The sequence below is a fragment of the Amycolatopsis sp. NPDC051061 genome (assembly GCF_040682935.1).
GTDB lineage: Bacteria > Actinomycetota > Actinomycetes > Mycobacteriales > Pseudonocardiaceae > Amycolatopsis.
This window is the reverse complement of sequence record NZ_JBFBBZ010000032.1, coordinates 13406-27059: the sequence shown is the minus strand read 5'-3', so window position 1 is coordinate 27059 and position 13654 is coordinate 13406. Positions and strand designations below refer to the sequence as shown.

At 72.1% G+C, this 13654-nt stretch carries 8 protein-coding genes; 6 read left to right on the top strand and 2 right to left on the bottom strand.

All coding sequences use genetic code 11. The features are described from left to right. Window positions 1-143 precede the first annotated feature (143 nt). A complete protein-coding gene (locus AB0N03_RS34835; RefSeq protein ID WP_364380852.1) occupies window positions 144-2789 on the bottom strand; it encodes a LuxR C-terminal-related transcriptional regulator in 2646 nt (881 codons plus the stop codon). Between the two features lie 105 nt (window positions 2790-2894). Here AB0N03_RS34835 and AB0N03_RS34830 point away from each other — a divergent pair, with 105 nt between their 5' ends. Next, a complete protein-coding gene (locus AB0N03_RS34830) occupies window positions 2895-3443 on the top strand; it encodes a dihydrofolate reductase family protein (RefSeq protein WP_364380849.1) in 549 nt (182 codons plus the stop codon). Next, the gene (locus AB0N03_RS34825) at window positions 3443-3943 is read left to right on the top strand and encodes a GNAT family N-acetyltransferase (protein WP_364380846.1); all 501 of its coding nucleotides are present in this window, start codon (window positions 3443-3445) and stop codon (window positions 3941-3943) included. The genes AB0N03_RS34830 and AB0N03_RS34825 overlap by 1 nt, the downstream gene beginning before the upstream one ends. Before the next feature lie 36 nt (window positions 3944-3979). Here AB0N03_RS34825 and AB0N03_RS34820 read toward each other — a convergent pair whose 3' ends face one another. Continuing rightward, window positions 3980-6196, bottom strand: coding sequence for an alpha-L-rhamnosidase C-terminal domain-containing protein (locus tag AB0N03_RS34820; RefSeq protein WP_364380843.1), 2217 nt, complete (start codon window positions 6194-6196; stop codon window positions 3980-3982). Between the two features lie 220 nt (window positions 6197-6416). Here AB0N03_RS34820 and AB0N03_RS34815 point away from each other — a divergent pair, with 220 nt between their 5' ends. The 4 genes from AB0N03_RS34815 to AB0N03_RS34800 all read left to right on the top strand — a co-directional run bounded on the left by AB0N03_RS34815 (window position 6417) and on the right by AB0N03_RS34800 (window position 13650). After that, window positions 6417-7487, top strand: coding sequence for a LacI family DNA-binding transcriptional regulator (locus tag AB0N03_RS34815; RefSeq protein WP_364380840.1), 1071 nt, complete (start codon window positions 6417-6419; stop codon window positions 7485-7487). A 165-nt stretch (window positions 7488-7652) separates the two neighbouring features. Then, complete coding sequence (locus AB0N03_RS34810; RefSeq protein WP_364380837.1) at window positions 7653-8942, top strand: MFS transporter; 1290 nt, start codon at window positions 7653-7655, stop codon at window positions 8940-8942. Between the two features lie 59 nt (window positions 8943-9001). Next, on the top strand, window positions 9002-11716 hold the full coding sequence (locus AB0N03_RS34805; RefSeq protein ID WP_364380834.1) for a family 78 glycoside hydrolase catalytic domain: 2715 nt from the start codon (window positions 9002-9004) through the stop codon (window positions 11714-11716). Continuing rightward, window positions 11713-13650 (top strand): hypothetical protein, encoded by a 1938-nt coding sequence (locus AB0N03_RS34800; RefSeq protein ID WP_364380831.1) that lies wholly within the window; start codon window positions 11713-11715, stop codon window positions 13648-13650. Before AB0N03_RS34805 ends, AB0N03_RS34800 begins: the two co-directional genes overlap by 4 nt. The last annotated feature ends 4 nt before the right edge of the window (window positions 13651-13654 follow it).

The following is a 13654-nucleotide window of genomic DNA, read 5'->3' as shown; positions in this document are numbered from 1 at the left end:
CCGGTGTGCTCAGGGCCCCGGCAAAGTCGCGTTTGCCGGCCGGGACGTCATGAAAGGGTCGTTCATGTCGCTGGACGACAGGAAAGAGTCGTTCATGACGTCGCCGAAGCGGCGCCGAAGAACTTTTCGGCGCCGCTCGTGCTTCAGCCCCTCACTTCTTCCGTGCACTCCAGCTCGAACCGTGCGCCGATGCGCTCCCAGATCTCCAGGGACCGGCGGAACGCGGCGGCGTCGCCGGTAAGCCTGCCCCGCGCGCGGGCGACGCACGCGGCCGCCCAGTCGTTCTCCTCGGCCGTGTGTTCAGCCTGTGCCAGTCGCTTCTCCGCTTCGGGCAGGTGGGCGAGCACGGCCAGCTCCGCGCCCGCCGCGTTCGCGTACGCCCGGTACCACGGCTGCGTGAAATCGTGGAACGCGTTGCGCACCAGGCGATCCGCGCCGGCCAGGTGTCCGGTGTGGACGGCCAGCCCGGCTTCCACGAAGGCCGTCGTGGCCGCGAGGCGTTCCGAGCGCGGATCGGGGTGGCCGGCGAATTCCAGCGTGCGCGCCCGCCAGAGCCCGTGGTCGCCCCGCAGACCGGTCGCCAGCTCCAGCACCTGCACCGACGGCGCGAGCCACGCCAGGAGCGGCGCCCCCGCGGCACGCCACTCGGCGAACGCCCGCTCGCCGAGCTCGACCGCCTCGTCGAACCGCCCGGACAGCGTGAGCGGCGCCAGGTACTTGAGGAGCGACACGAACGGGTAGTCGCCGTTGACCGGGTCCTGCTCGGTGGCGCGGGCGGCGATGGCCAGCGCTCCCGGCAGGTCACCCACCGCCAGCGCGCCCACCGAGACCGAGTGGAACAGGTCGAACATCTCGATGCCGTCGGCCGGCCGGTGCCGGACGAGCAGGGGCAGCAGGTCCAGCCGCTTGCGGGCGATGCGGTAGGCCTCGCGCAGCCGGCCCTGGCGCGCGGCGGCCGAGTTGGCGCTGTCCAGCGCGCCTTGCAGCAGCGTCGGATCGCCCGCGTCGTGCGCGGCCTCGATGGCGGCGGCCGGGTCGGCCCCGGCTTGCCAGGCCCGGGCGGTGGCGAGCACCGCCGCGTGCTCACGGTCCTCGACCGGGGCCCGCATCGCCCGGGCCAGCAGCTCCGCGCGGCGGGCCGCGGGCACCGCGTGGCGGAAGTCCCCGGCGAAGCGGGTCGCGAGGGTGACGGCCAACGCCAGCAGCACGGCCCGGTCCCGCTCGGCACCCGCGCGGTCGGCGCCGGTGAGCAGCAGGTCGAACGCGTCGTCGCCGTCGGCCAGCGACTGCGCGGCCTCCGAGGCGCTGCGCAGGTCCCGGACGGCGTCGGCGGGTGTGGTGGCCCGGTCGGCCGCGGCGCGGTAGTGCGCGCGTGCCTCGACGAACGAGCCACGGGCGAACGTCAGGTGGGCGAGGGCTCGGCCCAGCCGGTGCGCGACGGGATCCGGCTCCTCGCCGGTCCGGGCGAACGCGGACCGCAGGTCGTCGGCTACTTCGTCGTAGCGCGCCGCGCGGTCGTCCTCGTCGAGCCCGGTCTCCAGTTCCACCGCGACCCGGCTCGCCCACTCCAGGTGCGCGCGCAGCACGTCGTCGCGTTCCGCGTCGCAGGCGAAGTGCTCGAGTGCGAACGCCCGGACCGTCTCCAGCAGCCGGTACCGCGTGCGGTCGGTGCCGCGCCGCACCACCAGGCTCTTCTCCACCAACCGGCCGAGCAGGTGCGCGACCGTGCTCGGGCGCTCGCGGGGCGAGACGGCCGCCGCGGCGTCGAGGTCGAAGCCCGCGGTGAACACGGCGAGCCGCCGGAACAACGCGCGTTCCGCGGGGTCCAGCAGGTCGTAGCTCCACCCGAGCACGTCGCTCAGCGAATGGTGCCGTGCCTCACCGCCGCGGCCGCCTGCCACCGCCCGCAGCCGGTCGTCGAGCGCGGTGAGCAGGCCGTCGACGCCGATGGCGGCGGCCCGCGCGGCCGCCAGCTCGATCGCCAGCGGCAGCCCGTCCAGCCGGGCACACGCCTCGGTGACCAGTGCGGGAGCGGCGGCGAACGCGCGGTCGACGCCGCGGGCGCGGTCGAGGAACAGGGTTTCGGCGGCCGAGCCGAGCGGCAGCGGCGGCACCGGGTGCGCTTCCTCGCCCGTGACGCCGAGCCGTTCCCGGCTCGTCGCGAGGACCCGCAGCCGGCCGCCCGCGCGCAGCAGGGTCTCGACGAGCCCGCCGACCTCGTCGAGCACGTGCTCGCAGTTGTCCAGCACGAGCAGCATCGCCCGGCCGCGGACCCGGTCGGCGACGCTGTCGAGCAGCGGCCGCGGTGGGCGTTCGGTGACGCCGAGCGCGGTGGCCGTGGCGGCCACCACCTGCCCGGGCGCGACCGGCACGAGGTCGAGGTACACCACGCCGGCCGGGAACCGCGAGGTCACGGCGGCGGCCGCGGTGACGGCGAGCCGGGTCTTGCCCACCCCGCCGGGCCCGGTGAGGGTCACCAACCGGCCGGTGTCGATCGCCGTCCGCACGGCCTCGAGCTCCTCGGCTCGGCCGACGAAGCTGGTCCGGGCCTCCGGCAGCACGGCGTCGTCGGACCGCGCGCCGAGTTCGGCCGCTTCGGCGGCGAGCGCGGCCAGCTGACGGCGGTCGCTCGCGCCGCACTTGCGCAGCAGGGCCGACACGTGGCTCTCCACCGTGCGGGCCGAGATGTGCAGCCGGCCGGCGATCTGCGCGTTCGTCAGGTGCTCGCCGACGGCCGCGAGCACCTCGGCCTCCCGGGCCGAGATGTCTCCCCATGGCTGCGCACCCACCCCGGACATGATTCCGTACCCGATCCGTGGTGAGCACGGATGCCTGCCGGTGTCGCGTGGCGCAGGCTCTTTCCATCGGACCGGGCGACCACCAGGAGCACCACCATGCGACGCATCATCAACTCGACGTACATCTCGCTCGACGGCGTGATCGAGACCCCGCACCACTGGCCCTCGAGCGGCCCCGACGGCGGCAAGGGCGAGGCCGTGCAGACCGAGCTGCTGCTCTCGTGCGACGCGCTCATCATGGGTAGACGCACCTACGACGGCTTCGCACCCGTGTGGCCGACCCGCTCGGGTGACCCGGCGAGCGACCACATCAACGCCATGGCCAAGTACGTGGTCTCGGCCACCCTCACCGATCCCGAGTGGACCAACACGACGGTCATCGACGGTGATCCGGTGGCCGCGATCGAAAAGCTGAAGGGCGAGCCGGGGGAGAACATCGTCCAGTACGGTTTCGGGCAGCTCACGCACGCGCTGCTGGAGCACGGTCTGCTCGACGAGATCCGCCTGTGGTTCCACCCGCTGCTCGTCCGCCAGGGCGGCCCGCAGGACCTGCTGTTCCGCGAAGGCTCGCTCACCCGGCTCGAACTGGACACGGTGACCAAGCTCGACTCGGGCATCGTGATCCTCGGCTACCAGGTCCGCTGATGGACTACCGCCGGTTTGTCAAGAGACTGACCCTGCCGGCCGGGTTCACGGCCCCGGCGGAGCTGACCCACGGCGACGTGGCCGCCCGGGCGATCACCCGCGCCGACCTGGCCGACGACGTCGCGGGCATCAACGCGAGCCTGGCCCTCATCCGCCGGACCCGGGGCGGCAGCTGGCCGACCGAGGCGGTCACCGAGGAGTACAACTACGTGGACCTGGTGTGGCACGAGTGCGAGTTCCGCGACGGCGGCTCGTACACGTACGTCCTGCGCGACCCGGCGGGCGGGTACCTGGGGTGCGCCTACCTGTACCCGATGGGCGGCCGCACGAAGCTCACGGAAGACCTGCTGGACCACGACGTGGACGTCAGCTGGTGGGTGACCCCGAGCGCGTACGACCGCGGGTACTACGCGAAGGTCCACTCGGCGCTGAGACACTGGCTGGCCGACGACTTCCCGTTTCCCAAGCCGTACTTCTCCAACCGGCAGATCCCGGAGTGATCGAGGGGCGCCGGATCGGCGCCCCTCGATCAATGGCTAACTTCCGCCGCGCCGGCCAACGGTGATCTGGTACGTGCCGCCCGACACGTTCAGCGTCACGGCGTCGCCGGCCGACTTCACCCGGGGACCGGAGTCACGTCCGTTGACGGTGACCACCGAACCGCGGCCGACGGGGACCGTGATGGTGCCCGAGGTGTTCGCGGGCGCCTGCACGGTGAGCGTGAACCGCCCGGAGTGCGGGTCGTTGGTCCACTGGGTCTTGATGGTTCCGTAGGCGGTCGGGACGGTGCCGGCGGCCGAGCGGACCGTGCCGGGGTTCGGGGCGATGCTCCAGGTCTGGTAGCCGGCACCGACCGGCTTGACGCCGAGGAGCTGTTCGGTCAGCTGCACCGACGGGGACGCGGCCCAGCCGTGCGCGAGGCTGGCGGTCGCGCGGTTGACGGTGCCGGTGCTGTTCTTGAACTCCCAGAACGCTCCTGTGTAGAGCGGGTTCCGCTGGTCCACCATGGGGCCCCAGGTGCGTCGCATGAGGTCGAGCGCGCCGGTGGTGTCGCCGGTCGTGAACCGGCCGGCGGTCTCCATGCCGTTGCCGAACGGTTCGATGGTGTGCCCGGTCGGGTCCTGCAGGCCGGGGCCCATGATGGCGCCGTACGGGGTCCAGAGCGTCTTCAGCGCGGCGAGGATCCTCGCTTCCTGTCCGGCCGGGACGAAGCCGTACTGGAGGGCGAGGGCGTTGGCGTCCTCGACGACGACGTCGGGCTTGGTGCTGCTTTGCCCGTAGGCGCCCAGGGTGGGGTTCCAGAGCTTGCTCATGACCGCGGTCTTGATGGCGTCGGCTTTGGCGTCGTAGCCGTCGGCCAGGGCCGGGGTACCGGCGGTGCGCTCGAGCCACGCCATCTCGCGGAGGACGATGTAGTAGTCGATGCTGTACTTGGTGACTTCGCCGGTCTGGGTCGCCTGCCAGTAGTCGCGGTCGTTGGAGACGACGAGGTTTCCGGCGTCGAGGAAGCTGTCGTTGTAGGCGAGTTCCTTGCGCAGCGCGGGAAGCGCGGCGGTGATGTAGGCCTTGTCGCCGGTGTAGCGGAAGTAGTCGACGAAGGCGCGCGCTCCGTAGCCGGAGTAGTTGTTGGAGTAGAAGAGCGGTGAGCCCGCGGGGTTGGTGCGCTTGGAGAAGTCCGGCGATCCGGGGAACGCGCCGTCGGCTCGCTGGGTCGCCAGCAGCGTGTCGAGCGAGGACTTCACGTACGGGGCTCCGGCGTTGCCGAGGCTGGTGAGCAGGGTGGGGATTTGGACGAGGAGGTCGCCGGTCCAGATGCTGCGGTCGCGTTTGGCGCCGTCGTAGATCCGGGCGTCCGGGAGTCCGTTGAGGCCGGGTGCCTTGAGGTTCATCTGCAGTGTGTAGGCGCCGGAGTACCACATCCGGTTGAGCTGGTCGTCGCTGGAGAGGAACCAGCCCTGGTAGTCGGCCGGCGTCGCGCGGAAGGCCTGGAAGTTCACGCCGAGGGAGGAGAGGCTGACGCTGCCGGGGGAGGAGAGCGTGAGCAGCGCGAACCGGAAGCCGCCGTGGAATCCGCCGGTCAGCCGGCCGGGCGCGGTGGGTTGGAAGGTGTCGGGGCCGCCGACGCCGGCGAGGCCGCGTGACTCGTCCGAGCTGGGGGCGCCGGGCGATGACGTGACGGTGGCGCCGGCGGGGAGGTCGGCGTTCAGCGCGGGCTTGACGGTCACGGTGCGGGCCGTGGTGTCGAAGGCGGTGATGGTGCGGGTGACCGGCGTGGTTCCCGGTGCCGTGAAGGTGATCGTGTTGCCGGTCTCGAGGTTGGCCGCGGAGGTCAGCGGGATCTGCGTCGCTCCGCTGGGAACCGCGGCCGAGACGGTGGTCGAGGCCGGGGTGCGGATGTACTGGCGGGCTTCGGCGGTGACCAGGGTGAGTGTGGGGGAGCCGGTGACTCGGGTGAGGTCAAGGTAGGGCGTTCCGCCGACCTCCTTGCCGAAGTCGAGCAGGACCGAAGCCGGGGTGCCGCCGGCGACGGTGGTGAGCGTCGTCGCCGGCCCGTGGGAGTTCAGCGGGGACTGGGGATGGTCGACGTCACCCCGGCCCTCGGCCCGGACGGCGTGCACGTCCGGGGTCGACGGTCCGAGCACATAGGACTTCCAGGCCGAGGTGTCCAGCCCGCGTGCGTCGGGCTGGAACGCCTGCCCGGGTGTGGCGGCGAGGACCGGGGTGACGGCGGTGAGCAGTCCGACCGTCGCCAAGCGGCGGAGTCTCGCGGTGGTGAATCGTTTCAATTCAAGTGCCTCTCTCCTCTTCGAGCGGAGGACTGCGGGGGTGGTACGGCGGCCGAGGGGACGCGGGCCAGGAGCAAATCTTCGGTACCCGCCGCGACGATGGGCAAGCGTTTGTCCGATACCGGACGCGCACCCGGGCATCCGCCCTGGTCAGCGCGGCGGCGGGCGTTCACGCGTCTGCACTAACATGAACCGGAGAGGTCCACGGCGTCGCGAGAGGAACAGTCGGCTGAACAGGGTCACGATTCGCGACGTCGCCGAGCTGGCGCGGGTGTCGCCGGCATCGGTGTCGAACTACTTCCACAAGCCGCGAAAGCTCTCCGATGGAACGAGGCTGCGGATCCAGCAGGCCGTCGACGCGCTCGGGTTCGTGCCGAACGACGCCGCCCGGACCCTCCGCACCGGCGTGAGCCCGGTCATCGGCTACATCGCCTTCGAGCTCGCCGGGGCCACCACCCCGGAGATCGCCGCGGCGATCGAGAAACGGGTGTCGGCCGAGGGCATGTACATGCTGATGGCCAACGACACCGGATCCGAGCAGCGTGAGCGCAGTTACCTGCAGCTGTTCGCCAAGCAGCTGGTGAGCGGGGTCATCATCGCCCCGGTCGGCAACGTCGAGGCGGAGCTGGCCCGGATGCGGTCCTTCGGCATCGCGAGTGTCCTCAGTGCACGCCACGCCGAATCGCCCGAGCAGGCGTCCGTGTCGATCGACCACGTCGCCGGCGGCAAGCTGGCCGCGACCCACCTGATCGAGCAGGGCCGCAAGCGCATCGGGTTCGTCTCGTCGTCCCTGGAACTGAAGCAGGTGGCCGACCGGCTCAACGGCGCCCTGTCGGCGGTGCATTCGGCTCCCGGGGTCACGCTGGAAGTCCTCCCGGTGCCCGAGCGGTCGGTCGAGGCCGGTATCGCCTGTGCGGACTCGATCGCGAGGAGGCCGCCCGCGGCGCGGCCGGACGCGTTGTTCTGCGCCAACGACCTGCTGGCCATCGGGGTGGTGCAGGCCTTCGTGTCGTCGAAGGTGGTCAGCGTGCCGGCCGACATCGCCGTGGTCGGCTACGACGACATCGAGTTCGCCCGGTCGACGATCGTGCCGCTCACCTCCGTCCGGACGCCTCACGCGGAGCTGGGCACCGCGGCGGCCGACCTGCTCTTCGCCGAGATCGACGCGCTCGCCGGCCACGACGGTGCCGCCCTGCCCCGGCCGCAGATCGAGTTCTCGCCCGAGCTGGTCGTGCGGGCCTCGACCGTCCGGCAGTGATCGCCTCGCCAGTGCGGCGGCGCGCATCGCGTTATTAAATCGTTTTACCGCACCCTGCGAGCGGTCTTGACGGTGATAGGAGGTCGTGTGATGTGATGCCCTCCGCCATCGAGGTAAAACGTGTAACCAACGGTGGTGTGCTGCTTCGACGAAGAAGGAGACCTCATGGCCGAGAAGACCGCCGCCACGCTGGACCGCAGACACTGGATGCTCGCCATCGCCGCGGGCATGGCATCGCTGCTCGATTCGGGTGCGATCATCTCCGTCGGCCTCGGCCTGGCGCTGTGGAAGAAGGCGTTCGACCTCGACGTCTGGACCGTCGGGGTGCTGGGCTCGGCTTTGACCCTGTTCATCGCGGTCGGCGCGCTGGCCGGCGGGCGGCTGGCCGACCTGGTGGGCCGCGGCCGGATGTTCTCGATGACGATCCTGCTGTATGCGGCCGCGGCCGCGGCCATCGCGCTGGCCCCGAACGCGTCCGTGCTGGTGGCCGGCGTGATCGTGCTCGGCGTGGCCGCCGGCGCCGACCTGCCGACGTCGCTGGCGGTGCTCACCGAGCGCGCGCCGGAGGGCACCCAGGGCCGGCTCGTCGCCTTCACCCACGTCATGTGGACGGTCGGCGTCGTGGTGGCGACCCTTCTGGGCTTCGCCGTCTCCGGTCTGGGCGTTCCCGGCATCAGCATGATCTTCGGCCTGCTCGCGGTGCTCGCCGTCGCGACGTTCGCGTTCCGCGCGTTCTACCCGCCGTTCCGGCGGCTCGAGGAAGAAGCGCTGGAACGGCACACGACGGCGGGCGTCGACCCCGCCGAGGCCGTGCCGCTGGCCGGCCTGCTCCGCGACCGGACCTCGCTGGTCCTGATCGCCCTCACGGCGCTCTTCTACCTGTTCTTCACCCTCGTGGCGAACACTTTCGGCTCCTTCAAGACCTACTTCCTCGTCACGGTCGGTGGCACGACCCAAACGACGGCCACCGGCCTGTCGTTCGGGACCACCCTGATCGGGCTGGTCGGCACGATCGTGTTCACCCGCATCGCGGACACGAAGTGGCGCAGCCGGTTCTTCGCCCTCGGCGTGGTCGTCTTCGTCGCCTGTCAGCTGCTCATCGCCGTCACGGGCGGTGTCGTGCTGCCGGCGATGATCGCCGCCTTGGTGCTCTACAACGTCGCCTTCCCGTTCATCGGCGAGGCGCTGTACAAGATCTGGACGCAGGAGTCGTTCCCGGTCAACGCCCGCGCGACCGTGCAGGGCTTCACGATCGCGATCGCCCGGTTCATCGCCGCCGGCTTCGCGCTCGTCACACCCGCGCTGATCGCGTGGAGCCCGAAGGGTCTTTACCTCCTGCTGGCCGCGTTCGCCTTGGCGTCGGGAGGCGTCGGCACGGTCATCCTTCGCCGCCGGCGCACCGCCGCGACGCGGTCTCCCGCCCGGACCACCGCCCTCACCAAGGAGGCTCTTTGATGACGAGTGACGCGATCGTCACCGTCCAAGCTCCCCGCATCGGTTCCGGGGAACCCTTCGTGAGCACTGCGACTCCTAGGCTGTCGTGGAAGACGTTGTCACCGGCCGGAAACTGGCTCCAGGCGAGCGCCGAGGTCGAGCTCGTCACCGCGGACGCGCGGGTCACGGCGTCGATCGACGGGGGCGAGTCGGTCTTCGTCGAGTGGCCGTTCATTCCCTTGCGGGTGCGGGAAACGGCTACCGTCCGCGTGCGGGTCCGAGGGGTCGACGGCTCGGCTTCGCCGTGGAGCGCACCGGCCGATGTGACGGCGGGCTTCCTCGGTCCGGAGGAGTGGTGCGCGCGGTTCGTCGGGCCCGGTTCGGACGAACCCCACCTGCTGCGGACCACCTTCGAGGTCCACGGTGGCGTGCGCCGGGCAACCCTCTACGCGACGGCTTTCGGCGCCTACGACGTCCGCCTCAACGGCGAGGCGGTCGACGACGCGGTGCTGAAACCCGGCTGGACGAGCTACCAGTGGCGGCTGCTGTACGACGTCGACGACGTGACCGGGCATCTGCGCCAGGGCACCAACACTCTCGGCATCGAGCTGGCCGGCGGTTGGTACACCGAGGACTTCGGGTTCCGCGACGCCGCACGCCGGTTCTACGAAGGCAATCCCGCCGCGGCGGCGCAGCTGGTGATCGAGTACGAGGACGGCACCCGCACCACGGTGACCACCGACGAGCGCTGGCGGTGGTCACCCGGCCCGGTCGTCGCGGCGAGCATCTACCAGGGCGAGACGTACGACGCGCGGCGCACCGGCGACTCCTGGAGCCCGGTCGTGCTGGTCGACGTCCCGGACGTGCGGCCGGAACCCCGCTCGAGCCCGCCGGTGCGCGTGATCGAGCGCCGCGAAGTCGCGGAGGTGCTCACCACGCCGTCGGGCAAGACGGTGCTCGACTTCGGCCAGAACCTCGTCGGGTGGGTCAGGCTCACCGTCACGGGACCACGCGGGCACACCATCACCTTGCGCCACGCCGAAGTTCTGGAGCACGGCGAACTCGGTACCAGGCCGCTGCGCAACGCCGCGGCGACGGATCGGTACACCCTCAGCGGCGAGGGCGAAGAGACGTGGGAACCCCGTTGGACGTTCCACGGCTTCCGGTACGTCGAAATCGGGAACTGGCCCGGCGAGTTCTCACCCGCGTCGGTCTCGGCCGCGGTCGTCCACACGGACCTGCCGCGCACCGGCGGGTTCACCACCTCGCACCCGCTGCTGCGGCAGTTCCACGACAACGTGGTCTGGGGGATGCGCGGGAACTTCCTGTCGATCCCGACCGACTGCCCCCAGCGCGACGAGCGCCTCGGGTGGACCGGCGACATCCAGGTCTTCGCCCCGACGGCGTCGTTCCTCTACGACTGCGACGCGTTCTTGCGCTCCTGGCTGGAAGACGTGATGGCCGAACAACGCGCGGCGAACGGTGTCGTCCCGATGGTCGTGCCTGCCGTCATTCCCCAGGTACCCGGGCAGTCCGAGCCGGTCGCCGCCTGGGGCGACGCGATCACCGTCGTGCCCACCGTCCTGCGGGAACGCTTCGGCGACCGAGACGCGCTGGTGGCGTGCTTCGACGCCATGGCGGCGTGGGTGGACACGGTGACGGATCGGACGGACCTGCTGTGGGAGGGCGGGGTCCAGTTCGGTGATTGGCTCGACCCCGACGCCCCGCCGGACCAGCCCGGCCAGGCCAAGACCGACGCCGGGTTGGTCGCCACGGCCTACTACTACCGCTCGGCCGAGCTCACCGCGCAGGCCGCCAGGCTGCTGGGTCGCGAGGAAGACGCACGCCGGTACGGCGACCTCGCGGCGAAGATCGCCGGCGCGTTCCGCGGCACGTACCTCACGCCGCGGGGCCGGATGATGTCGGACGCGCCGACGGCCTACGCCCTCGCGATCGTGTTCGGTCTCGTGGAGGGCGAACAGAAAGCCGCGACGGGGGAGCGGCTGCGGCACCTCGTCCGGGCGTACGGCTACCACATCGCCACGGGTTTCGTCGGCACGCCGATCATCTGCGACGCACTCACGGCGACCGGCCACGCGGACGCGGCTTCGCGGCTCTTGGTCCAGACCGAGTGCCCGTCGTGGCTGTACCCGGTGACGATGGGCGCGACCACGATCTGGGAGCGCTGGGACTCGATGCTGGAGGACGGCTCGATCAACCCCGGGCAGATGACGTCGTTCAACCACTACGCCCTCGGCGCGGTCGCGGACTGGCTGCACCGGTGCGTGGCCGGTCTCGCACCCGCCGAGCCCGGCTACCGGCGCATCCGGATCGCCCCGGTCCTGCTCGACGCGCTCGACGACGCCTCGGCGTGGCACGAGACGCCGTACGGACGGGCGTCGGCGGGCTGGTCCCGCTCGGGCGACCTGGTGCGCTTCGAAATCGTGGTGCCGCCCAACACCCGGGCGCTCGTGTGCCTCCCGTCCGGCGCGGACCACGAGGTGGGCAGCGGGACCCACACGTGGACGGAGAGCCACCCACGCCCGCGCCGCACACGGACCGGGTTGGGGCTGGACAGCGACCTCGCCACGATCGTCGACGACGTCGAGGCGTACCAGGCGGTTCTGGCGGCGATCAGCTCGATCGACCCCGGACGGGCTGCGGCATTCCGCCGCACGACCCGGTGGACGCCCGGACGCCGGCTGCGCGATCCGCTGAGCCACACGCCGCTCGAAATCGTGGAAGCCATCGAAAAGGCCCTGGCCGCGCTGCCGACCGCTACGGTCGTCGGGTGACTTTGCTGGGGGTCTACGAAGAAGACGAGTACCTGCCCGACTACGGGACGGTCGTGGTCCGCGACCGCTACGCCGCCGACGGGCTGGCACCACTGGAAAACGTGGTGCTGGCCGAGTTCGGGACCGACGCGTTGTCCGGCACGGTCGCCACCGCCGGCGACGGCTGGGTGCACGGCCACGCCGGGGACCCGTTCCAGGCCGTGCGGCTCGAGGCGCACGACGCGCCGCCGGCTTTCGTGGCCGACGAGTGGGAGGACGTCGTCGAGACGCCGTTTCGCAGCCGCGGCGGCCGGATCGCCTTGGAGCTGCTCACCGGCGGCGGGCACGACGACGGCCTGGACCTCGGCCGGCGGGGGCTGTTCCGGGCCCGGGTGGCCCGCCGCGCGGCCGTCGACGGCGAAGAGGGCGACGTCTGGCTCATGCAGTTCTGGCCGGCCGCCGAGCCGGGCTCGCCCCGGTGGGTGCGGCGGACCCGCCCGGCCGTCTCCGCGCCGGATTCGGGCTGGCGGGAGGTGCTCGGTCACGCCGTCATGGACGTCGCGTGGCGCGCCGCCGGGTACGGGCCGCCCCAGCCGGACACCTGGCTCGACGAACCCCTGCGCGGCGACCCGCCCGACGAGTCGATCTGCGCGCAGCTCGGCGTCGCGCCACCCGGGTCGCCGCGGGACGCGGTCGCGCTGCTGGTCGCGGCCGGGGTGCTGGCCCTCGAGGGCGACGGCCACCGGCTGGCCGAGCACCCACCGCCCGCGGCCGAGCGCCTCGAGCTGCCCGACCGGCTCGCGGCGCTGGTCGGGCAGGCCGCCGATCGTGCGCGGTACGCGTGGGTCGTCGCGGACCTCACCAGCGTCGCCGCGTGGGGTGATCCCGCTCCGCTCGGCGATCTCGCCGAGCGGCTGCTCGTCGCGCCGGGCGAGCTCCCCGGCCTGCTCGCCCACGCCACCGCCACCGGGCTGGTCCAGCGGGTCGTGGGCGGGATCGTCGCGCTGCCCCGACGCGAACCGGAACAGGTCGTGGTGCCCGTGCCCGCGTCCCGGCCGCCTCGCGCGGCGAACCCGGTGACGTTCGAGGGGGCGCCGCCGCGGGCGGGGGTTGTGGCCGGCAACGGCGACGTCGTGGTGTGGCGCCTGGACGGCCCGGTCGTGCTCGGCCACGTCCCGCACCAGTACCGCTACCACGCCTGCGAGACGCTCACCGGGATCGCCGTGGCGACCTCGGGTGGCCCGGGCACGCTGGTGCGGTGGGACGGCTCCGCCGAGCCGCTGCCGGCCGACCTCGGCACGCGCCCGGTCCGCAGCGCCGACGGCCGGTACCTCGGCGGCGTCGAGCTGCACGTCGGGCGCCGGTCGTGGGACCGGCCGCACCTGCTGGACGTCACCACCGGCGAAGTGGCGAGCCTGCCCGAGTCGCCCGAGCTGACCCGGCGCGCGATCGGGGTGTTCGACGGCGCGCTGTACTACACCGACGGCCGGCAGACGTTCCGCTGGCGCCCCGGCTCCCCGCCCGAGCCGCTCGCCCCCGACCTCTGGCAGATCGACCCGCTTTCGGGCGCGGCGCTGGAGCGCGGCGCCGGGGATGCGTTCCTGCACACCCCGGACGGCACCCGGATCGCGGTCCCCGCGGACCGGCCGTACGAGCTGGTGCCGGGTGGGGTGCGGCTCATCGCGTTCGACTACCCGGGGCACTCGGCCTGGCTGCTCGACGCCGGTGCGGAGGCGCCGGAGGAGCACCCGGTGCCCGACGGCTGCGAGCTGAGCACGGCGGTCCCATCGGCGCCGTTCTGGGAGACCCCGTCGACGGTGGCGTTCCAGCACGAGAAGGGTGCCCGGACGCGCCTGGTGCGCTGGCACGTGCCAGCCGGCCGGTTCGACCATCACGACCTGCCGGAGCTCGTCGGCTACCGGCCCTTTTCGGTCCAGCCTGTCCTTCGCGCATGACCAT